Here is a 23,530-nt window from a genome sequence, read left to right on the forward strand (position 1 = left end):
CCTATGAATTATCTCGCTCATATTTACCTTTCAAAAGAAGATAAAGAATTGAGAATAGGCAATTTTATTGCAGATGCGGTTAAAGGAAAAGACTTCAGTATGTTTCCAGATCGAGTGGCTCAGGGGATTATACTCCACCGTCATATTGATACTTTTACAGACACACATCCTGTGGTAAGAAAAAGCAAAGACTTGATTAGGGAAGAATACGGACACTGGAGCGGAGTTATTGTAGATATTTACTACGATCATTTCCTTGCTGCTAATTGGTCTGACTTTCATCACATGCCTTTAGAAGATTATGTGCAAGACTTTTACACAGACCTTACCGATCAATATAAGGTCTTACCAGAACGGGTTCAAAAGTTCTTGCCTTATATGATAGAACAAAATTGGCTGTATAATTATGCAACCGTAACGGGTATTTCCAAGATTTTTGAACAAATGAATCATCGAACCAAAGGGAAAAGCAAAATGAACTTTGCCCCTATAGAATTGGTCAAGTACTACCAGGAACTAGAAGGGCATTTTAGAATCTTTTTTAAGGATTTAAAAATTCATGTAGAACAACGTACTTCGGAGATATAGAGCCAGTGCTCACATACCAGATTCCAGCATTTAAAAACAGAGGAATGATTTGTTAGTCCAAATCAACTGTACAAGCAGCCTTTTTAAAACCTCCATAAGCTTGCTTTAACTCATTATTGCAGTGCTGGCATCATATTATGCATTAAACTAAAAGCATACCCTAAATAACTACAAATGACGCTGCAACACAAGTTAAAAACTAGGTTCCTATAAAGTCTTTCAAATATTGGATAACCGTTAGGTGATTTTCGTACGTATAATCTAAATGAGTAACCATTCTCAACTTGCCTGGCCCCATTTGGCTTATGATCAAGTTTTTTGAAGCACAGTAATCCATTACCGCCTTCTCATCTTTCACTTCAAAGATGACTATGTTGGTCTCTACCGGCGCTACTTTTACCACATAATCAAGAGAATCGAGTACATTACCCAGCTCTTGTGCTCGAGCATGGTCTTCTGCAAGTCGATCAAAATTATGATCCAGTGCATAATTTGCAGCAGCAGCCATAAAGCCTATTTGTCGCATACCGCCTCCCAGTACTTTACGTACTCGCATTGCCTTTTTCATGATTTCTTTCTTACCGGTAAGAACGGTACCTAATGGCGTTCCCATTCCTTTAGAAAAACAGACAGAAATAGTATCAAAAATTTCTCCATACTCTTTAGGATCTTGTCCAGTAGCCACTAGTGCATTCCATAAACGTGCTCCATCGAGATGCAATCCCAGACCGTGTTTTGTACAAACGGCTTTAATTTCTTTAAACGTTTGAAAGTCGTAACAAGCGCCACCGCCTTTATTTGTCGTGTTTTCCAAGCATACTAAAGAAGTCAATGGACTGTGGTAAAAATCTGGCGGGTTGATCGCTGCCTCTACTTGAGCAGCCGTTATCATACCTCTGGAACCATCCAATAATTTACAAGAAACACCGCTATTAAAAGAAGCTCCCCCTCCTTCATAATTATAGACATGTGCATATTTATCACATATCAACTGCTCCCCAGGTTGTGTATGCATTTTAATCGCAGCTTGATTTGCCATACTTCCGGTTGGGAAAAATAAGGCATCATCCATCCCAAACAGCTCTGCCACTCGCCTTTCTAACTCGTTTACCGTAGGGTCTTCTTTATAAACGTCATCCCCTACTTCGGCTTGAAACATGGCCTCCATCATTCCTTTGGAAGGTTTTGTTACTGTATCACTTCTTAAATCTATCATTGATGTTTATTGTTGTTAGGCTTTGCTACCTTATCACTTCGATCAACTCACTACAAGCAGGTAAGGCAAATGTTTTATAAGTTCCGCTTTCGCGAAAGCGAAACACATAAACGCGAGATAAAAATAATATCTATCCCACATACAAGCATGGATAAAAGCAAATAATTTAATTCTATTTTTGCAGTAGTTGAAAATGACACTATGATTACTGCCGAACAGGTTAAAGAATTACAAGAACGCGTCCAAAAACTAAAGGATTATTTACAGATTGACACCAAGCAAATTGAAGTCACTAATCTAGAAGAAAAAACCTTTTCTCCAGATTTCTGGAACAAGCCTAAAGATGCAGAAGTGATCATGAAACTACTGCGTAACGTAAAGCAATGGACAACAGACTATGCTACAGCCCTAACCCTTACGGAAGATCTGGAAGTCCTCTTTGAGTTTTTTAAAGAAGGAGAGGCCAGTGAAGATGATGTTATGGCAAAGCATAAGGCCGCAAATGACCTCATCGAAAAATTAGAATTTAAAAACATGCTTTCTAACGAAGGTGATGATATGAGTGCCGTACTTCAAATCACTGCTGGAGCTGGCGGTACTGAATCCTGTGACTGGGCCGAAATGCTGATGAGGATGTACATGATGTGGGCCGAAAAGAACGGCTACAAAGTCAAAGAACTCAACTTTCAATCAGGAGATGTGGCCGGTATAAAAACCGTTACTCTTGAAATAGAAGGAGATTATAGTTTTGGCTGGTTAAAAAGTGAAAATGGTGTTCACCGACTGGTGCGCATCTCCCCTTTTGATTCTAATGCAAAACGTCATACTTCTTTTGCCTCTGTATATGTGTATCCGCTTGCTGATGATTCTATAGAAATAGATATCAACCCAGCAGATATTAATTGGGAATTTGCTAGATCCAGTGGTGCTGGTGGTCAAAACGTCAACAAAGTAGAAACTAAGGCCATACTGACTCACCATCCATCGGGTATCGTGATTCACAATTCTGAAACTCGTTCTCAGCTAGAAAACAGAGAGAAGGCCATGCAGATGTTAAAATCTCAGCTTTTTGAAATTGAATTACAAAAACGCAATGCTGCTCGAAAAGAAATAGAAGCTGGTAAGATGAAAATAGAATGGGGCTCTCAAATACGCAATTATGTATTACATCCTTATAAATTGATAAAAGATGTAAGAACTGGTCATGAAACTGGTAATACAGATGCCGTTCTCAACGGAGATTTAGATGCTTTTCTTAAAGCTTTCTTAATGGAAGAGAGCAAAGAGCCCCCTAGTAACGAGCTTTAACTTAAGTTTAGTAACCTTCGGTTAACCCTTTAAATAGTTTCGCAGTCTTAGAAGAAAACCTGAAGACTGCTATGAAGAAAATTCTATTCTTATTAGTGCTATTTACCTCGGCATTAAACTATTCACAAAATTCTAACCCCATTACTGTAAAAGGGAAATTAGTTGATAAAGATTCTGGAGTTCCCTTAGAATTTGCTACGGTCTCCTTTATCAGTGCTCAACCAGATCAACTTCCTCAAGGAGGTGTTACCGATTTAGAAGGTAATTACAGCATCAGCGTTCTTCCAGGAACCTATACCGTAAAATGGGAATACATTACTTTTAAAAGTATTAGTAAAGAAAATCAAGTCCTTATAGAAGATAAAGATTATGGGGTTATTTCTTTGGTTCAAGATATCGCAGAGCTTGATGCAGCAATAGTCGTTGCAGAAAAAACAACCGTAGATATTAGACTGGATAAAAAAATCTATAACATCGGTAAAGATCTTACCGTACAAGGTGGAACGGCCAGTGATGTTCTTGACAATGTACCTTCAGTTTCTGTAGATGTTGAAGGAAACGTTGCCCTAAGAGGAAATAATAGTGTGCGTATTCTAATTGATGGTCGACCTAGTGCTTTAGTGGGCTTTAGTGGTGCAGAGGCCTTACGCCAAATACCGTCAGAAGCTATTGAAAGAATTGAAGTGATTACCTCACCTAGTGCACGATATGATGCTGAAGGAACTGCAGGTATTCTGAATATCATCCTGCGCAAAAACCGCATCATAGGTTTTAACGGTTCTATTAATTTAAACACGGGTTACCCTGAACGTTATGGAGCCTCTACTAACTTAAACTTTCGTACCACCAAGTGGAACCTATTTACCAATACAGGTTACCGCTACAGGACTTCTCCTGGAAATGCTTTCACTAAAATTGAATACAAGTTCCCCGACGCTCCGCCAACTGGCACAGATTTGTTAGGAGTAAATGAAAGCCGTGAATTTGGCCGTTTAGGTAGGAGTTATTTTACCAGTTTTGGGGCTGAATATTTTATTAATGATGACAGTAGTATTCTCGCTAATGTAGTCTATCGCTTAGGTAATGATGATGATGTAAATATCAACAACAACCAACGATTTTTTGCTGATCCTACCCTTAATGAAACCAACTTAAGAGAAGAACAAGAAGCTGAAGATGAAGAGGATCTTCAATTTTCTTTAGATTATCAAAGCGATTTAGATGACAACGGACAAAAACTGAAAGCAAGTGCACAATTTTCAACATCTATAGAAGATCAGGAATCAAATATCTTACAAACTGAAATTATTTCCAATACGATCAATGACCTAGAACGTGTTTTAGAAACAGAAGATGAAACAGAAGCCTTGGTACAAGTTGATTGGGAAAAACCGGTTGGTGAGGACATTCAGTATGAAGCGGGTTATAGAGGCAATTATAGGGACATCTCTAACAGTTTCTTCTTTGAGGAAAGAGAAGATTTCCCCAATGGCCCTTTAGTTCCAGATGCAACTTTAAACAACACCTTTAGCTATGAAGAGTTTGTGAATGCGGTCTATGGACAATATGGTCAAGAGTTTGGTAAATTTTCCATGCTTGCTGGTTTAAGATTTGAGCAAACCAATATTTCTATTAATCAAGAAACAACAGATGTGACCAGCAAAAAAGAATACAGCAGTTTGTTCCCTACATTGAATCTAGGTTATGAAATACAAGACGGTGAGAATTTCACCTTGGGATACAACCGAAGAGTACGTCGACCTAGAGGACGTAGATTGAATCCATTTGCAGGCAGATCAAGTCAAAACTCCTTTTATCAAGGGAATGTAGATCTAGATCCGACTTTTTCAAATCAAGTGGACTTAGGCTACTTAAGGAGGTGGGAAAAATTGACCATAAGTACATCCCTATATTTTAATCGCAGTACTGATAATGTAGAAACTATCGAAACTACGAGGTTAGTAGATGGAAATCAAGCCGTTTTTAGATTTCCAGTGAATCTTTCTACAGAAGAGCGATTAGGCTATGAGCTTACCCTTACCTACAGACCTTTTAAGTGGTGGACCATCAATAGTGATGTAAATGTTTTTAGAGTAGAAACTGATGGAGACTATGAAGATCTAAATTTTGATTTTGTAAACACCACCTACTTTTTAAGATTAAATCAAAAATTTGAGCTACCCGCTAAATTTGATTTCCAAACACGTATCAATTACCGCGGGGCATCAGAAAGTGCTCAAGGATCTCAAAACGGTATCGCTACCATCAACTTAGCAGCTAGTAAGGAGATTTTAAAGGGACAAGGCTCCCTTACACTTAATGTGAGTGATTTATTAAATGCAAGAAGGCGAGAATCTTTCACCAATACTCCTAGTTTTATTTCTAGCAGCAGGTTCCAATGGAGAGAGCGTCAAGTAACACTTTCATTTATATACACGTTCAATCAAAGAGAAAAAAATAACGAACGTGGTGGTGAAGGTGAAGAATACGAATTTGAAGGATAGGTTGCCTTTTTATAAAGTGTAACTGATATTATAACAATGCTTAAAGGAACAAATACCTGACCCTTTCTCTAAATGTTCTCTTAAATTTCTATAGCTAGAACAACAAATGAAGTTGAATCTTGTTTACAGCTTTGATCAGAACAACAAAATGAAGGAGTTCAAAGCAGCCTCATTACAATGAGTTGCTTAGATATTTTTGTTACTCTATTAAATTACTTTTAATATTAACATAATAAAATAATATTCGATCTTTTTTTATTATAATATTTACCAAAACATAAAAATTTTATGAAAAATATAGTTTTTACACTTCTTATAGTAATAGGAGGAATTGGATCAGCAAATGCACAAGAAATTTCTAAAAATGCCATTGGTATTCGAACGGGAGATGGAGATGGTTTTGGCACTGAAATATCATACCAACGAGCCTTAGGAGCTAACAATAGATTGGAAATAGATTTGGGTTATGAAAGCGGTAAAAACTTTGACGGTTTTAAAGCAACTGGAGTTTATCAATGGATATGGAATCTAGAAGGTGGTTTTAACTGGTACGCTGGTGCTGGTGGCGGTTTAGGTACCATTAGTCTAGATAATGATTTTCCTGGAAGAGATCAATTTACCAATGATTCTGAAACCTTTTTCTTTGCCGCAGGACAAGTAGGTATAGAATATAGTTTTGATATTCCCCTATTGCTTTCACTAGACGTTCGACCAGAATTCTATTTTGGAGATTTTAGGGACGGAAATGATCTAGACATTGCATTAGGCATCAGATACCTATTCTAAGTCATCTCTTTAGGAATAAAAAAAATGGCGACCAGAAATGGTCGCCATTTTTTGTTTACTTCTCGGTTACTCTAATGCTCACACGATTTGCTGGTTGATTTGCCAGTATTACTATGCCTGGAGTGGTCATACTCATAGTAACTGGTGCATTTGGCGAAGGTTTTACATAAGAAAATTCATATGTGCGCTGTTCTAAATTATAGCTAGGCGCTGAAACACTATATCCTCCCGTATTCTGTTGTCCCATAGCCACCACAATTACTGACTGGGTAGTAAAATCTACCTTTGGAATTTCAAAACCTGGGGATCGAGTTGCATTGAGACCTACATAAAATTCTTTTAGCTTTTCCTCCGAATCAATAATCATTGACTTCTCATCCACCATATTAATATTGCTATCGTTGATAAGAATTTCAAAGCTGTTGACTAGGGGTTGTTTGGCCTGCTTTGTCGTTTCTTTTTTACTACAGCACGAACTGAAACTACAAAGACTTAGTACCAGCAAGCACAGTGTTATATAATTTTTCATATTGAGGTATTATTTTTAGTATGTCGTATTGTTGCGCTTTCGCGAAAGCGGCATTCTTAAAATCATTTAAAACCTGATCGTCTTTCAAGATCTTCATAGCATTTGCTGCCATTTCTTCAATGTTGCCTACATCACTGGTATAGCCTGAAACACCATCTTCATTCACCTCTGGTAAACCACCTGTATTTGTGGAGATCACTGGAGTGTGGTTTGCCATGGCTTCTAAGGCCGCAAGACCAAAACTTTCCTTCTCAGAAGGCAATAAAAACAAGTCTGAAAAACAGAGAATACGATCAATTTCTGTACTGTTCCCCACCCATTTGATCTTCATTTTTAAACCAGCTTTATGAGCATATTCTTCTGCTGCAAAACGTTCTGGACCATCTCCTACCATAATTAATATGGCCGGAATTTGTTTCTCTACTATTTCAAAAATCTTTACGATATCCATAAGGCGTTTTACAGGACGCATATTACTTATATGGGTAATAATACGCTCTTGCGGGAATGCCATTACGGTTCGGTCACAATCCTTAAACTCTGTCTTGTACAAGGACATATCTATAAAATTAGGAACCACATCGATTTGCTTGGTAATTTCAAAAAGCTCTATAGTATCTCGTTTCAAACTAGCTGAAACAGAAGTCACCACATCACTATTATTGATGCTAAAAGTGACCGCTGGTTTATAAACAGGATGGTTTCCTACGAGTGTAATATCGGTACCGTGCAAGGTCGTGACCATAGGTAATGTAATCCCTTGATCTTTCAACATTTGTTGTGCCATATAGCCCGCATAAGCGTGTGGTATCGCGTAATGAACATGCAATAGTTCAATACCGTATTCCTGTACCACATTTACTAGTTTACTGGACAGTGCCAATTCGTAAGGCTGGTAATGAAACAACGGATATTCTTCTACGTTTACTTCGTGAAAAAAAATATTTCTTGAAAATAAATCCAGTCTTACCGGTTGTTTATAGGTCACAAAATGTACTTCGTGACCGCGTTCAGCAAGTGCTGTACCCAACATGGTAGCTACTACTCCACTACCACCGAAGGTAGGATAACACACTATGGCTAGTTTCATTAGTTTAGATTTAGTCTATGATAGAGTCATAGATAATTTGCTGAATATCAGTTCTGATATTTTTATCGATGAGGAATCTATTTCCTGCATCTGGATGTATCCTATTGGACAAGAACACATATACTATTTCTTCTTCAGGATCTGCCCAGGTATAAGCACCTGTAAAACCACTATGCCCAAAACTCCTTTTACTCACACAACCGCAGGTAGGGCCTTCTTCTTCTAATTGTGGTTTATCAAATCCTACTCCGCGTCGCACATCACTCTCACAGAAGTAGCAGGTATTGAACTTATCTATAGTCTCTTGTGTAAAATACTGTCTCCCTCCATAAGTACCTCCTTGAAGATACATTTGCATCATCTTTGCTATATCATTTGCATTTGAAAACAAACCGGCATGTCCACCTATTCCGCCTTGCATCGCTGCACCTTGATCGTGCACATAACCATGAATCAATTGTTTTCTAAAGGTCGTATCATTCTCTGTAGGAATGATCTGAGAAATAGGGAATTTTTTACGGGGTAAGTAACCGGTGCGGTTCATTCCTAGACTTTCATAAAAATGATCTTGCGTCAGTTCATCTAAGTTTTTATGGTAATGACTTTCTATATATTTTTTTAATAAATAATAAGGAAGGTCGCTGTATTTGTATTCAAGATCTTCTCTTAACTCACTGTTTTTAATGCGGTTAAATATAGTATCCTGAGCCATAGAATTGATAAACAACTCGTCGGCTACTTGAGTTCTGTAATTTGCTTTAGATCCCTTACTGTAATATTGAGATAAAGGTTGGTGCGTCAAAGAATCTAGCGTATAGATATAAAATGGAATCCATGGCTTTAACCTAGCGTAATGGGAAAGCATTTGCTTCACCGTTATTTGCCCCTTATTAGTGCTCATTAAGTCTTCATCTAGTTTAGAAATAACATCATCTATAGAGAGAATGTTATTTTCTTCCAACTCCATAACTAGTGGAAGCGTCGATAGAATCTTTGTAACAGAGGCAATGTCGTAAAGATCACTATAGGTGACTGGATCTTTTTTGTCATAGGTATGATACCCATAGGTCTTGTCTAAAATTACCTTACCGCGTCGGGCTACTAGAATTTGCATTCCTGGAGCTCCTTTTTTGTTGATCGTATAATTTGCAATACTATCTATTTTTGCCAGCATTCCAGAGTCCAATCCTACACTAGAAGGATCATTACCATAAGAAAGGCGTTTTACATTTTTAACCGCTATTCCTTCATTAACTTTAAACAAGCCAGCACTTACTGGTAAGGTCCCAACTGCATCTCTACCACCAAAAATCAATTGTGCACTAACCATTTGACTCCACTCACTATTTTGATAAGACATAATGATGCCTTCAAAATTCTTTGCCGTCTTGATCTGATCTAGCATATAGGGACTTACAAAACCATCAAAAATAATGCGATGCTTTCTTGCTATCTCATACAACCAAGTCAACTCGCGTTCTTCTAAGCTATATGATTTCCATGGATTCTCGTTACCTCTATGCAATCCTACGATAACTGTATTGTAGTTTTCTAGCATTTGAAGCAACACATCCAGCTTATCTCCTACTATCTTGTCTACTTTGGTGTATTTATTAAGCTCTTTATAAAAAACTTCTCCAGAATCATCGCCTAATTCTACATAAGCGATTTTCTTTGTTTCTAGATTGGTAATCGGTAAAATATTGTTTTCATTCCTAACAACAGTAATGGCTTTAGAAATTGCGTTTTCGTAGACCACCTCGTCTTGTTCCGTATTTAAGTCCTCTAGGAGTTGTGGAATAACAACCGGTTTATAATGGTTAAGGCCTACAATGTACTTAGACATCAATATCTTTTTTACAGAATGCGCAAATCGCTCTTCGGTGATATCACCTGCGACCATGGCTGCGACTATTTTATCAATAGATTTAGGCACATCTTCAGAGATTAATAGCACATCATTACCCGCTTTAAACGCTTGTAAGTCTATTTCTCCTGGGGCACTAAAATTACTCGCCCCTTTCATATTCAAAGCATCTGTAAAGATCAATCCATTAAAACCTAACTTTGTTTTCAATAAATCAGTGACTACTTTTTCACTGAGACTTGTAGGATAGCCAGACCTAGATTCCAGACTTGGGATATTTAAATGAGCAACCATCACACTCGCCATTCCTTTGTCAATCAACTTTCTATAAGGAGTTAATTCTACACTATCGATACGAGCTGCACTAAAATCTACTGTTGGCAAGGTTTTGTGACTGTCTTGATCTGTATCTCCATGACCAGGAAAATGCTTTGCACAAGCCAGTGTGCCTGTACTCTGCATGCCTTTCATAAACGCACCGGCCTTGTCGGTGACATTATACATGTCTTCACCAAAGCTTCTATTTCCTATAATAGGATTCTGCGGATTGGTATTGATGTCTACATCTGGTGCAAAGTTAATATGCACTCCCAGTCTTTTGCAATGCTCACCGATTCGTTTTCCTACCTCATAACTGGATCTTGTTCCAGGAGTTGCTCCCAGCGTCATGTTCCATGGGAAGGCATAGGTACTGTCCAGTCGCATAGCGAGCCCCCATTCGGCATCCATGGCGATCAATAGAGGTGTTTTTGATTTGGCTTGCAACTCATTAGTTAAATAAGCTTGTTGCACTGGTCCTCCTTTTGAAAAGATGATGCCGCCTATTTTATACTTTTCCACCAATTTGCGTACCTGGTCAGCATGTGCTTTTCCCTTATTAGAAAACAGGTCTACCATAAATAACTGCCCAATCTTTTCTTCTTGAGAAAGACTTTGGTATACGCTATCTACCCATTGCATTTGTTCAACAGAGTCAATAGCAACGAGAGGTTGACTAGTGGTTAATTGTGCTTGTGATGTGTACGCTTTCGCGAAAGCGAGCACTATCAAAAGCCATGAAGCATATTTAAATTTCATATAATATTTACAGCATTTTCTATTAGAAATCAAGAATCATTCCCATATCAAACGACTTTTAGCTTTATTTGATAAAATAACGACCAATTTACCAGCCTTTTGAAGTTCCTTAACCTTCATCGAAAGATACCTAAAAACAAAGGGTTGACATAAAAAAACCAGCTTAAAAGTAAGCTGGTTTAGATTGTTTTATTATTAAAGTATTCTAGAAAAATCTCGAATGCCAGCTTTCATTTGCAGGCACCTCCCAGTGTTCTTTATACTCTCCTACGGTTTCTACCAAGTTATTGAAAACAATGGTGTTGGGAGAAACTGATTTTGCTTTGGCCATTTTTTTAAAGTCGGAGAGTTCTTTATGAGCAACATACTGACCGTTTTTAAAGGTCACATTCATTTTATCCATCAAATCGATGCGAAATGCTTTCTCTATAGACTGTATAAAACGTACACAAGAATCGATAGAACAACCTGTTGCACCGGCTTTAGACTGGTCTAACCCTATCACAATAAAGCGATTATAAGGATATTCCACACCTGAAAAAAGATCCTTGCCGTGCGCCGTCCATTGCTGTAGGAAATTATCCATTTGTGGTTTTAACTCGTTCAGCTCATCATTTGTAAAAGGTCTATTTGCTTGGTAAATCCATACTCTAGCATCGTCTGGAAGATCTTTAAAATTTGCGTGCATAATTTATTTATTTTTGTGACTTTATTTCTAAATGCAATTGACATCAAGAAATTAAAGCATATAAGATTGAATATAAAATTTATTAATAATGAAAGTTGCTTTTCATGTTTCTCATTAAAAGCTACCATTCATGCAGCTTGAAAAACACTTTTTAATAACTATTTCTAGCAAAATAAGTGAATTAGCTCTTTGTATGATTTAAACAATAGATTTTTTTTGATTTTGGTGCATTAGTTAAAATCCTTTTTTATCATATTCCCTGAAAAGAAAAAACCAAAAATAGTCATCCCTACAAAGTAAAAACAATAATAATCAATTCTTAAATCGGACAAATCAAAAACAAGGTCGAATAAATAAACAATTATAGTATTTAAAAAACCCATCACTAGACCTGTAATTATTCTGGTTTTAAAGCTGATTTTTTTTTTAAAATCAAACAAGTTTTTAAAGAATGACATTATTTAATTTATTAAAAATTATTGATCATTTGTGTTCTTAACTATATATCCAGCACTAAAAAAACCGAATATAAACATAAAGGCTAAGAAGCACATGTAATAGCCCAAACCAAAGTCTGCCATGTCAAAGACTGTGAAAAGAATATAAGAAAGAAACGTTGTCACAGTAGCGCTTATTAAAGCATAAATCAGTCTCATTTTAACAGGGGCTTTTGTAAAATCAAATAAACTCATTCCCCCTTGTCCTTGTTCCCTTTGCGCATCGACCACCATATAATCGCAGCTACCAAAAGCCCAAACATTATAAAATCTACTGCAAACTTGACAATACTAAATCCTTCATCTCCAGTAAACTGATAGAAAATAGACATGATAATCGCATACACCAGCCCTCCGAAGGAACCCGATAGTACAATACTTCTATAATCAATTTTTTGTTTCAATAAATTTACTTTGTGTCAACTCTATCGAGAACTAACATATTTCTATATTCGCCTATACGAGGATCATAAATATCTAACTCCATTGCTGTAAAAACATAAGTCGTCTTTCCTTTTACGGCATCTTCTAGCAACTCATCGTTATCTACATAGGTAAGCCATAACAGCTTACGTCTACGACCATCTTCATCTTTAATTTCAAAAGATTTGAATTTATCATCTTCTACTTTTACTATTTTACCAGTAATAACAAGATTCTCCTCTTCCAGTTCCATCTCCTCCTCGATATCATCAGCAAACAACATAAAAAGCGGAATAGACTCTGGGCAAGACCCTGCAAGCATAATACCTACTTGCTCTCCTAATTTCTCAGCGTTATTCGCATCAAGAAAATTGATCCCTTTATCGTCAAAATACTTTTGATTATTAGAATAGGCTTGAAGCATACAAGATCCTAATTCCATCTCTGCCTTTTCTTTGGTCTCTATGTCTCCTTTAGTCTGTATACATTCACAAACTTGGTCTGCTAGTTCTTTGACAGCTTCTTCATTAAACTGCTGTGCATTTACAGAAGCTGTTGTCAACAATACTAAGAGTCCTATGTATATATTCTTCATTATAAATCGTTTGCACTTGCTATTAATTCTGCGATATCCATAACTTCTACTTTCCCTTCTTTTTCGGCGGCTTTTACACCATCGGTCATCATGGTATTACAGAATGGACATCCAGCAGCAATAATATCAGCACCAGTATCCACCGCCTCTTCTGTGCGTTCAATGTTGATTTCTTTGTCTCCAGGTTCTGCATCCTTAAACATTTGTGCTCCACCAGCTCCACAACACAGCCCGTTACGACGACTGCGTTTCATTTCAACCAGTGCTGCATCTAGCTTTTCTATCAGTTCCCTTGGAGCCTCATAAATATCATTAGCACGTCCTAAATAACAAGGATCGTGATAAGTGATTTTCTTTCCTTTAAATTTCCCTCCTTCAATCGTAAGTCGACCATTAGAAATTAAGTCCTTAAGAAATGAGGTATGATGAATCACTTCATAATTCCCACCTAATTCAGGATATTCATTTTTAAGCGTATTGAAACAGTGAGGACAAGCAGTAACGATTTTTTTGATCTCATAGCCATTTAGCACTTCTATGTTCATCATCGCTTGCATCTGGAAAAGAAACTCATTCCCTGCTCTTTTTGCAGGATCTCCAGAACAGCTTTCTTCTGCTCCTAAAACTGCAAATTCTACTCCAGCTTTATTCAAAAGCTTTACAAAAGCTTTGGTGATTTTCTTTGCTCTATCGTCAAAACTACCACTACATCCTACCCAAAACAATACTTCGGGCTGTTTGCCTTGTGCTATAAATTCGGCCGCTGTAGGTACTACTAAATTGTTACTCATATAGTTATATTTCGAATTCAAAAATATTGAATTCAGAATTGGTATTTACTTATACAATTGATTAGAATTGTGTTCTGCTTAAGTATCTCAACTGTTTTAGATACGCATTACAACTCCCAGACCAATTATTTATGGTTTTTAAAAACCTCTATCTTCACTTCTTTCTCTATCAGGTGAGTAAATTCACCTGTATAACGTGTTGCTCTTACCATGTGGTTATCGATCCAATGGTAATTCCCACCTCTAGGTTTACCCATTAACAGGCTGTGGAATTTAAAACCGTGTTTATTCAACCAGTCTTCAGTAACCTGACGGTGCTCCTCAGTTCTAGAGGTAAAGAAACAAATAACGTGTCCTTGATCATACCATTCATTGAGCGTTATTAACGCATCTGGAAAGGGTGCACAAGTAGCCATTCTCTCCGGCTCTTCGTTAGGCACATCTTCTGTGATGGTTCCATCAATATCTATTAAATAATTTTTTACTCCTTCTGGAAGTACTGGACTTGCCAGGGTTCCGTCTTTATTCAGGGCCTCCTGAAATTGTTCTTCACTCATATTTTATTCCTTTGCCCAATTAAGGCGGTCCATCTGGTTATACGGCCATGGTGCTCCATTATTTTCAATGTTCCCCATAGTGGTATTTAATTCACTAGGTGCTGCACTATTTTCCAACACTAAATACCTTCTCATTTCCATGATAATACTCAAGGGATCAATACCTATAGGACAAGCCTCTACACAAGCATTACATGTTGTACATGCCCAAAGCTCCTCTGTGGATATATAATCATTCAACAAAGTCTTTCCATCATCCTTCCACTCACCTTCTTTGTTGATTACCGCTCCTACCTCTTCTAATCGATCACGAGTATCCATCATTATTTTACGTGGGCTCAACTTCTTACCTGTGATATTTGCTGGACACTCTGAAGTACAACGTCCACATTCTGTACAGGTATACGCATTGAGCAATTGTACTTGATCTAGATCAAAAATATCATTTGCTCCAAGCGCCGCTGGAACTTCATCTGCCTCATTAGGGTCTGGAGCAGCAAATGGATCTGCATTTGGATCCATCATCATTTTTACTTCTTTAGTAACAGCAGCCATATTAGTGAACTGTCCTTTAGGAGTCAACTTTGCAAAATATACATTAGGGAACGCCAACATAATATGAAGGTGTTTGGACCAATATAAATAGTTTAAGAAAATCAAAATCCCAGTAATGTGCAACCACCAACAGGTTCTTTCTATAAGAAGTAAGCTTTCAAAGCTCATTCCATCAAATAACGGAGAGATAAAACCGCTGATTGGAAAACTACCTGCATTGATATAATGTGCAGCTGCTTCACTAGTAAACTGACCCGCCAGCACGCCTTCTTGTATGCTGAGATCTGCAGCATTCATGGTTAAGAACAAAGTCATCAATACGACTTCAAAATAAAGAATGTAATTGGCATCGTTTTTAGGCCATCCTTTAAGCTCGCCCATTATAAAACGCTTGATGTTCATTACATTTCTACGCAACCAAAAAATAACAACTGTTGCTAAAACCAGAAATGCAAGAATTTCAAATGTAGCGATCAATACACCGTAAACACCTCCTAAATATGGAGCAAATATTCTATGCTTCCCTGTGATACCATCAATGATGATTTCAAATACTTCAATGTTAATGATTACAAAACCTACGTAAACTACGACATGCAAGAAACCCGCAATAGGACGTCTAACCATTTTTGATTGTCCCAAAGCAATACGGGCCATTTGAGCAAAACGTTCTCCTTTACGATCGGAGCGATCTACTTTTTTTCCAAGTTTAATATTGCGTATCATCTTTTTGATGTTACTAGCAAAATAACCTACTCCTGCAAGGAGTAGAAAAACAAATATGATATTAGGTATGTATTCCATAGGTAATTATTGGTCTCTATCTTCTGGTTTTTCGTATTCTCCTGGCTTTTTTCCAAAAACAGAAAAATGTACATATCGCTTAGGGTTGAGTTTGATGTCTTGCATCAACATTTCTGCTTGCCTAGTGGTTCTTTCTAAATTGTTGTATAAGGAGTCGTCTGTCATTAATTTTCCAAGACTTCCCTTACCAGAAGCTATATCGTCTAAAACGATATTGAATTTTGCGACAGCAGCTTGTAGTTCTTTCACCGTTCCTGCAATTTCAACTCGAGCTAAAGTATCTGATATAGCAGCAAAGTTTTTAGTCGTCTTATCTAAGTTTCCTATGGTTCTATCCAACTGTTCTCTATTATCAGTAAGTAGTGAATTTGCGCTATTAGAAAGTCCTCTTATTTCAACTAAGGTTTTGTTAACCTCATCAAGACTACTCTTAATCGCAAGTCTGGTTTTAGGACTCAAGGTTTGATTCACAGCAGTTAGAGCAGAGTCTGCACTTACTACCATATGCTCAATCTTATCTTTTAAAGGGATAAACTCATCCATGACTTTTCCTTGAATACCGTCATCTGTCTGAGACTGTAGGGTATCTCCTGGCTTTGCTGGTCTGGCAGTACTTTCATAATCTGGTACTATAGCAAGTGCCTTACCTCCTATCAAACTGGTGCTGTATACAGATGCAACACTTTCTGAAGAAAAACTAAAAGATTCATCTACATGAAATTTAACCAACAATCTTCCAGATCCATCTAGGAAATCGATATCATCTATATTACCTACTCGTAGACCATTTATAGTTACTGGTGCAGAAGAAGTTAGTCCTTCAACGTTATCATAGACCGCATAAAACGACCTGTCACTTCTCAAAAGATTGCGACCTTTTAAATACTGATACCCAAAAATAAACAGCGCTATAGCTCCTACTGTTAGGATACCGACCTTGATTTCTTTTGAAAATTTCATAAAACTGACGTAATTGAGCATGTAAATATAAGACAAGCGATATTTATAAGGGCTAAGATTTATTTAGGATTTATCACAATCTGCGACGTTCTCCTTTTTCATAAATCACTATAAATGCAGATGTGTACCCTTTTGCAATAGCTTTTTCTTTTAATTCTGACACTTCCTTAAGAGAAGAGAAATTACCTGTAAAATATCGATAAATACCACCTTCTTTCTCTCGAGAAATTTCTGGCAGACTTTTGAAGTTATAAGATTGTGCCTCTAGTTTATTACTACTGGCACTTATTTGTACTTTATAAACGATATTATTTCCTGCTGCTGCTGCAGTGCTTGTTTCAGAAGTAACTACCTGCTCTACTTCAAAAAGATTGATCTCTCTATTCTTTTGATAATCTAATACAGCCACATAAATAGAATTGGCTACTTTCTTTTGGCCCGAAGTACTTCTTAAAAACGTACGCTCTTCCTCATTGGTAAGAAAACCAGTTTCTATCAATACGCTAGGCATATAAGAAAGTCTTAAAACGGCAAATCCTGCTTGTTTTACACCGCGATTCTTTCTGCTCAATTGGGTTTGGAATCTAGACTGTACATTGGTACCCATCTCTATACTGTTATCTAAATATTCTTCTTGTATCATTAAGTTGGTCGCAAAACTAGATGGATCATTAGGATCAAAACCTACATATTTCTCTTTGTAATTTTCTTCTAATAAAATCACAGAGTTCTCTCGTTGTACCACTTCTAGGTTATCTGCATTTCTATGAATTCCTAATACCCAAGTTTCATTTCCTTTAGCAGCGGTAGCAGCTGCAGCGTTGCAATGAACGGATACAAATAGATCTGCTTTTGAATTATTTGCGATGTCTGCTCGTTGATACAGTTCCAAAAACTTATCTGTCGTACGTGTATAGACTACTTTTATCTCTGTATGTGATTCCAATTGTTTACCTAAAAGCTTCACTACTTTCAAGGCAATATCCTTTTCAGCAGTTTGGGCTACATACTTGCCAGAATCCTTACCACCATGTCCAGCATCGAGTACCACAGTAAAAACCTTTTTATCGGTCACTTTTGTAGAATCGATCGGTATATTTGCCATCGATACGATAGGAATGCTAAGAAGTACAATAATCAAATATATCTTTGTTTTCATATTAAAACTATAAGTTGTGAATGTGTTGTTTATTAGTTCGCTTTCGCGAAAGCGTAATTATTAGAAAACGCTTAAAATTTATATGTAGTTTTGACGTTTCAAAAACCAGACCATTATTAATAACAAAAATAGCATAACCTAGATTGCATTTACGTTTAAAGCATATTATTTTATCCCTACTGTTTTTAACAGGCACAATGTCCATCACGGCACAGGAACTTCCAGAAACAGGAATACCTATTCCGGTTGAAAAACCTAAACCTGAACAGAAAAAAGAGGAAAAGAAGCCCGTGAATGAAGAGGTGGCTAAAATTCCAGAGATTCCAAAAGATTCTGTAATTAACGACTCGGTTAAAAAACCAAAAGCTTTCCTTGAGTACCGCATTGAGTCTAGTGCTAAAGATTACAAACGTATTGATAGAAAAGGAAATACCATTACCTTATACAACGAAGCAAAAATAATTTACGGTGACATTACTATAGAGGCCGGAAAAATCATCATCAATAATAATACGGGAGATGTTTTTGCCTATGGTATTCTAAAAGATTCTTTGGGCTATACACAACGTCCGGTATTCTCTCAAGGGGGGAATGTTGTAAAGCCAGACTCTATTATTTTTAATAAAAACTCACAAAAAGCACTAACATTTAATTCTGAAACTACTCAAGGAGAGTTCAATGTCCTCGCAGAAACGACCAAAAAAGTAAACGATTCTGTTTTCTACATGCAAAACGCTCGCTTTACCACTTCCAAAAATCCAGAAAATCCAGAATATTATTTCCTTGCCCGTAAAATCAAGTTTGTCCCAAATAAAAAAATCGTTACTGGACTGGTCAATATGTACATCGCAGATGTTCCGACACCCTTGGGATTGCCATTTGCTTACTTTCCTATGACTACAGAGCGTAAAAGCGGTATTATTATCCCCTCTTTTGGTAACAATAACAGTCAGGGGTATTTCTTGCAAAACGGTGGTTATTATTTTGCAGTTAATGATTATATGGACCTTACGCTATTAGGAGATTACTTTACTAATGGCAGTTATGGTGGTCGAGTGGAAAGTAACTATACCGTGCGCTATAAATATAGTGGTAGTTTAAGATTCTTATATGAAAACCAGCTACAAAGCGAGCGCGGTTTTTCTGATTTTGCTCAAACTTCTCGTTACAACTTAAATTGGCAACATTCTCAGGATGCTAAATCCAACCCTAGCTCTAGATTTAGCGCTAGTGTGAATTTAGGAAGCAGTCAGTTTTTTAGACAGTCTTTTAATCAGGTAAATCAAAGTGCTACTCTTGTGAACAACTTGAGTAGTTCCATCTCTTATTCTAAGTCCTTTCCAGGAGAACCTCAAGTCAACTTCAGTGCGAGTGCGACACACAATCAAAATACCAATACAAATGCTGTAAACTTAACCCTACCTACACTTCAAGGTAGTGTTTCTAGAATATTCCCTTTTGCTCCCAAAGAAGGAACTAAAAAAGGAGTGATAGAAAACATCAACCTACAGTACAATTTAAGAGGAGAAAATCGCATCACTACAACAGATGAAGATTTTTTTACCGATAAGATGTTTGATAATGCTGTAATGGGATTAAAGCACAGTATTCCTATCGCTACAAACTTTAAATTAGGGTTCTTTAGTTTCAGTGCTAATGGTAACTACGAAGAGAATTGGGTTTTTGAAACTTTTAGACAGTCTCTTGTAGAAAATGAAAGTGGGGTTTTTGAAACCGTTCGCGATACCATAAACGGGTTTGATGCCTACCGTTCTTATAGCTATGGGGCCAGTGTTGGAACCACCGTTTATGGTAGCTGGAAATCAAAGGATGCAGCGTCTAAAGTACAAGCTGTCAGACACATCATACGCCCTAATATAAGTTACTCGGCAAACCCTAGTTTTGATCAATATTACGATCGCCTAGCCACGGAGCAAGGACTGGATGCTCCCGGAAGAGAAGAACAATTTTACAGCCGTTTTGACGGTACATTATTCGGTGCCCCAGGACGTAATTTTTCTAGTAGTATCAACTTGGGTGTTCAAAACAACATAGAGGCAAAAGTGAGGGATAGCGACTCGACAAAAACCGACCTTAAGAAAATTCAAATTCTTAAAAGTTTAAATTTCAACACCTCTTATAACCTAGCTGGTGATTCCTTAAATTGGAGTCCTTTGCAGATACGTGGTGTCATCCCAATTACTAAAAATATTGACCTGAACCTAGATGCTAACTTTGATCCTTATGCACTGGACAGCAACAACAACCGCATCAATACCTTTAACATTGATAATGGTGGTAGCCTGTTGCGTTTGACACGTGCTGGTTTCCGTACCAGTTTTAGGTTGAGCAGCAAAGACTTTGAAAAAGACAGTGATAAAGATACAGATGAATCTGACGAGCGCACCCAACAAAATGGTGGCCGTACTGATGATCTTTTTGGCGAGTCTGTAGATTACAGCCGACAAGAAAATCAGGAACCAGAAAAACAAGATATCAATGTCAATAAAGACCGTTACCGATTCAAGATTCCATGGAATTTGAGTTTTGCTTATACGATGACCTACAATAACGCCCAGCGGCAAAATGCCATCAACCAGCAAAGTTTAATGGTAAGCGGTGATCTGGAACTATCGCCACGATGGTCTATAGGTGGAAATACAGGTTATGATTTTGCTAACAAAGGAATTTCCTTTACCACCCTGCGTTTTCAGCGTGACTTAGAGAGTTTTAACATGAGCTTTAACTGGACACCTATTGGTCCTAGAAACAGCTGGTTTTTCTTTATAGGTATCAAAGCTAGCGCTTTAAGCGATATCAAATGGGACCAGCGCAGACAACCAGACCCCACTTTTTAAATGCTTTTTCCTTTTTTATTTTTATACGGCTGTTAGATCGTATCAACTCATTTGATAAATATTTTAGTCTTTATAGCGAGCGTCAACAGAGTCAATCAAACTCAATTTCTGTAAGTAATAACAATGCATTCGATTCGTTTTTGCTTACAAAAACACCTGTATTATTTTAAGCCGCACAAGGAACTGTTATATACGCTAAGAATAGTTCAAAAGAAAAAGATCAGGGTTCTCTATTTAAAAGAATACCCACAACCTATTGGACTTCCATCTGGAATCGCAGGTAATTTCTTTTCTTGAAACAATTCTGGATGCAGATAGAAGGGTTGGATTTGCATTAACAATTGGTTCTCAAAAGCATCTCGTTTGCTCAGGTCTTTTTCAATACTTTTCAATTGGTGTCTCGCGGCAGCTTTTACGTCTATATTTGTGCGAGAACTAGCTATAAGGTTCATTAAGTGATTTATAAAAAGCTCTTGAGTTCTATGAGCAATAGCTGTAGCGTAAGGATCATCATTTTTATAATCTCTAAATACTTGATCAGAAACAGCATTCAATATCGTTCCTAGAGTCAAAACAGCATTAGAGGCGTTTTTAAAATCATTGATATTTTCCACCTCTTTAGTACCATTAGGTACCAAGGCATTGGCAGTGGTGATTCTGTTCATACGTTCTGGATGAAACAAGAAATCAAAAGTCATGTCTACACTGGTAGCTGCAGCATTTAAAGGATCAAAGCTCACTCCTGTTTCTGATTGAAAACTTTCTCTTGTTCTAGCATATCCGTAAGCTCGTGGCGGGAATAATTTTAAAACCGATTGCGGAATCTTCAAAGTCTCTGGATCTATCGTTTTTAAGATATTGCGCAATGCTTCAACTTGTTGAAAAGCACCTACCGTATTAAATTCTTGATTGCCATCCTTTGTTAGAAATTCATACTCCAGACCTCCCACAAGTTTTGTAGTTGCCTCTACTTGGTATCTGTGTGCAAAGTAAACAGGTACAAATACATCTTCTAACACACTTAAAGCCTCTCCAGATCTGATATTATCTAAAGAAAATTGATTCATAGCTATCTCGCGAACTTTTAAAATATGTACTAATTCTTTAGAAGGATTTGCTCCATTATCCCAAAGGTGTCCACTGGCACTTGCACCACCTGCAGCTCTAGAATCGCTGTCTGAAATAAACTTGAGGTTTTCAACGTCAGCTATTTTAATAATCGATTGTAAAAAAGCGGCTTCAGACTGGCTGGTTTTTGGGTTCCCATAAGAATACTGTACCGTTAACTTGTCCCATTTTCCGATTCCTATTGCATAAGCATCTTCTAAAGAAATTACTCCATCTACAATGTCATACTTGGGATGTGGGTAATCCATAACGCTTGCTCGATCTTGTGTGCTTGCTGCAAAATTATGTGCAAAACCTAAGGTATGTCCAACTTCATGAGCGCCTAACTGTCGTATTCTCGCAAGTGCCATATCCATCATGGCCTCATGATTTTTATCGTTTCCTTTAAAAGGCTCTTTAAGCAATCCTTGTGCAATCATAAAATCTTGACGTATGCGCAAACTTCCTAAGCTCACATGGCCTTTGATAATCTCACCAGTTCGTGGATCTGTGATACTACCGCCATAACTCCAGCCACGAGTACTGCGATGCACCCACTGGATCACATTGTATCTCAAATCCATAGGATCTGCATCTTCTGGAAGCATCTTCACTTGAAAAGCATTCTTATAACCAGCACTCTCAAAAGCTTCATTCCACCAGCCGGCACCTTCTAATAAAGCACTGCGCACTGGTTCTGGTGTTCCACGATCTAAATAATAAATGATAGGTTCTACTGGCTCACTAAAAGCTGATTCTGGGTTTTTCTTTTCTAATCGATGTCTAGTGATCAATCGCTTTTGGATGGGTTCAAAAACTGGTGTGCTATAATCCATATAACTCGTGTAAAAAGAACCACTACGCGGATGGAATACACGAGGTTGGTAACCTGCATCTGGTAATTCCACAAAACTGTGATGCTGGATCACAGAAATACTACTGGCGTCTGGCGCAACACTTTTGACGTCTCTTCCTGTAGGTGTTCCTGTAAAAGTAAGCATGGCTTCAAACTCTGTATTCTTAGGAAAACTCTTGGTGTTTTCCATCCACAAAACGCTGCGTGATTTATCAAGCTTATAAGTTCCTTGTTTGCGATCTTTTAAACGTGTTGCCACTCCATGCGCATCTTCCATTAGAAACGGAGTCAAATCAATCACATAAGTGCCGTTTTTATGTTCCTTAATATCAAAACCAAATAATACTGACTTTGCAAAGGCTTGTTCTATAGAGGCTTTTTCATCTTCATTTGTAGAACTTGCACGATAGTTTAAATTAGGCTGTAGGAGCAATAATTTGTTACCACTTTTGATCCATTTTACCACAACTCCATCGCCTAATTGTCCACGATCCAGTCCTATATCATTAGATCCTAAACCACTGGTCAGGGAATGAACATAAAGAAATTCTTTGTCTAGATCTTTAACTTCTAGCAGTATACTACCTTTATCTTCCTGATAAGAGAAGTCGTAATAGCCGTTAAATTGCTGGGAAGGTAATGTTGACTGCGCTTTCGCGAAAGCGGAAACTAAAAATAATAAGGAAACGATGCACCGAGTACTTTTCATAATTCA

Annotated in this window: 18 protein-coding genes; 5 read left to right on the forward strand and 13 right to left on the reverse strand. The window is 37.4% G+C overall.

Annotated features, from left to right (window positions below; translation table 11 throughout):
- Positions 1–3 precede the first annotated feature (3 nt).
- Complete coding sequence (locus CW736_RS12380; protein WP_101014549.1) at positions 4–588, forward strand: ACP phosphodiesterase; 585 nt, start codon at positions 4–6, stop codon at positions 586–588.
- Between the two features lie 199 nt (positions 589–787).
- Here the strand turns inward: CW736_RS12380 and CW736_RS12385 are convergent, their stop codons facing one another.
- Positions 788–1,804 (reverse strand): threonine aldolase family protein, encoded by a 1,017-nt coding sequence (locus CW736_RS12385; protein ID WP_101014551.1) that lies wholly within the window; start codon positions 1,802–1,804, stop codon positions 788–790.
- 201 nt (positions 1,805–2,005) lie between these two features.
- Here CW736_RS12385 and prfB point away from each other — a divergent pair, with 201 nt between their 5' ends.
- The 3 genes from prfB (at position 2,006) to CW736_RS12400 (ending at position 6,402) form a co-directional block, all read left to right on the forward strand.
- On the forward strand, positions 2,006–3,112 hold the full coding sequence (gene prfB / locus CW736_RS12390) for a peptide chain release factor 2 (protein ID WP_101014554.1): 1,107 nt from the start codon (positions 2,006–2,008) through the stop codon (positions 3,110–3,112).
- Between the two features lie 71 nt (positions 3,113–3,183).
- Complete coding sequence (locus tag CW736_RS12395; RefSeq protein ID WP_101014556.1) at positions 3,184–5,616, forward strand: outer membrane beta-barrel family protein; 2,433 nt, start codon at positions 3,184–3,186, stop codon at positions 5,614–5,616.
- A gap of 288 nt (positions 5,617–5,904) precedes the next feature.
- Complete coding sequence (locus CW736_RS12400) at positions 5,905–6,402, forward strand: hypothetical protein (RefSeq protein WP_101014558.1); 498 nt, start codon at positions 5,905–5,907, stop codon at positions 6,400–6,402.
- Positions 6,403–6,457: 55 nt separating this feature from the next.
- On the opposite strand, the gene CW736_RS12405 is transcribed toward CW736_RS12400, so the two are convergent.
- The 11 genes from CW736_RS12405 to CW736_RS12460 all read right to left on the reverse strand — a co-directional run bounded on the left by CW736_RS12405 (position 6,458) and on the right by CW736_RS12460 (position 17,994).
- Complete coding sequence (locus tag CW736_RS12405; RefSeq protein ID WP_157810963.1) at positions 6,458–6,907, reverse strand: protease complex subunit PrcB family protein; 450 nt, start codon at positions 6,905–6,907, stop codon at positions 6,458–6,460.
- Positions 6,885–8,021: an N-acetyl-alpha-D-glucosaminyl L-malate synthase BshA gene (gene bshA, locus CW736_RS12410; protein ID WP_101014562.1), complete on the reverse strand. Its 1,137-nt coding sequence runs from the start codon at positions 8,019–8,021 to the stop codon at positions 6,885–6,887. The genes CW736_RS12405 and bshA overlap by 23 nt, the downstream gene beginning before the upstream one ends.
- A gap of 10 nt (positions 8,022–8,031) precedes the next feature.
- Positions 8,032–10,965, reverse strand: coding sequence for a glycoside hydrolase family 3 N-terminal domain-containing protein (locus CW736_RS12415; RefSeq protein ID WP_101014564.1), 2,934 nt, complete (start codon positions 10,963–10,965; stop codon positions 8,032–8,034).
- A 205-nt stretch (positions 10,966–11,170) separates the two neighbouring features.
- Positions 11,171–11,653 carry an ABC transporter ATPase gene (locus tag CW736_RS12420; RefSeq protein WP_101014567.1) on the reverse strand — a complete coding sequence of 161 codons (483 nt, stop codon included), beginning with the start codon at positions 11,651–11,653 and terminating at the stop codon, positions 11,171–11,173.
- Positions 11,654–12,341: 688 nt separating this feature from the next.
- A complete protein-coding gene (locus CW736_RS14165; protein WP_157810964.1) occupies positions 12,342–12,554 on the reverse strand; it encodes a hypothetical protein in 213 nt (70 codons plus the stop codon).
- Between the two features lie 5 nt (positions 12,555–12,559).
- Positions 12,560–13,168: a hypothetical protein gene (locus CW736_RS12435; protein ID WP_101014574.1), complete on the reverse strand. Its 609-nt coding sequence runs from the start codon at positions 13,166–13,168 to the stop codon at positions 12,560–12,562.
- Positions 13,168–13,959: a (Fe-S)-binding protein gene (locus CW736_RS12440; protein WP_101014576.1), complete on the reverse strand. Its 792-nt coding sequence runs from the start codon at positions 13,957–13,959 to the stop codon at positions 13,168–13,170. The genes CW736_RS12435 and CW736_RS12440 overlap by 1 nt, the downstream gene beginning before the upstream one ends.
- A 125-nt stretch (positions 13,960–14,084) precedes the next feature.
- Entirely contained in the window at positions 14,085–14,516 is a 432-nt protein-coding gene (locus CW736_RS12445; protein WP_101014579.1) for a phosphoheptose isomerase, read from the reverse strand.
- A 3-nt stretch (positions 14,517–14,519) separates the two neighbouring features.
- Complete coding sequence (locus tag CW736_RS12450; protein WP_101014582.1) at positions 14,520–15,875, reverse strand: (Fe-S)-binding protein; 1,356 nt, start codon at positions 15,873–15,875, stop codon at positions 14,520–14,522.
- Positions 15,876–15,881: 6 nt separating this feature from the next.
- On the reverse strand, positions 15,882–16,835 hold the full coding sequence (locus CW736_RS12455; protein ID WP_101014585.1) for an MlaD family protein: 954 nt from the start codon (positions 16,833–16,835) through the stop codon (positions 15,882–15,884).
- Between the two features lie 73 nt (positions 16,836–16,908).
- Positions 16,909–17,994, reverse strand: a complete 1,086-nt coding sequence (locus CW736_RS12460; protein WP_101014587.1) for an N-acetylmuramoyl-L-alanine amidase — start codon at positions 17,992–17,994, stop codon at positions 16,909–16,911.
- A 197-nt stretch (positions 17,995–18,191) separates the two neighbouring features.
- Here CW736_RS12460 and CW736_RS12465 point away from each other — a divergent pair, with 197 nt between their 5' ends.
- Entirely contained in the window at positions 18,192–20,852 is a 2,661-nt protein-coding gene (locus CW736_RS12465) for a putative LPS assembly protein LptD (RefSeq protein ID WP_101014590.1), read from the forward strand.
- Between the two features lie 230 nt (positions 20,853–21,082).
- On the opposite strand, the gene CW736_RS12470 is transcribed toward CW736_RS12465, so the two are convergent.
- A complete protein-coding gene (locus CW736_RS12470; RefSeq protein ID WP_101014593.1) occupies positions 21,083–23,524 on the reverse strand; it encodes a zinc-dependent metalloprotease in 2,442 nt (813 codons plus the stop codon).
- Between the last annotated feature and the right edge of the window lie 6 nt (positions 23,525–23,530).

The sequence above is a fragment of the Nonlabens sp. MB-3u-79 genome, assembly GCF_002831625.1.
In the GTDB taxonomy this organism is placed as follows: domain Bacteria; phylum Bacteroidota; class Bacteroidia; order Flavobacteriales; family Flavobacteriaceae; genus Nonlabens.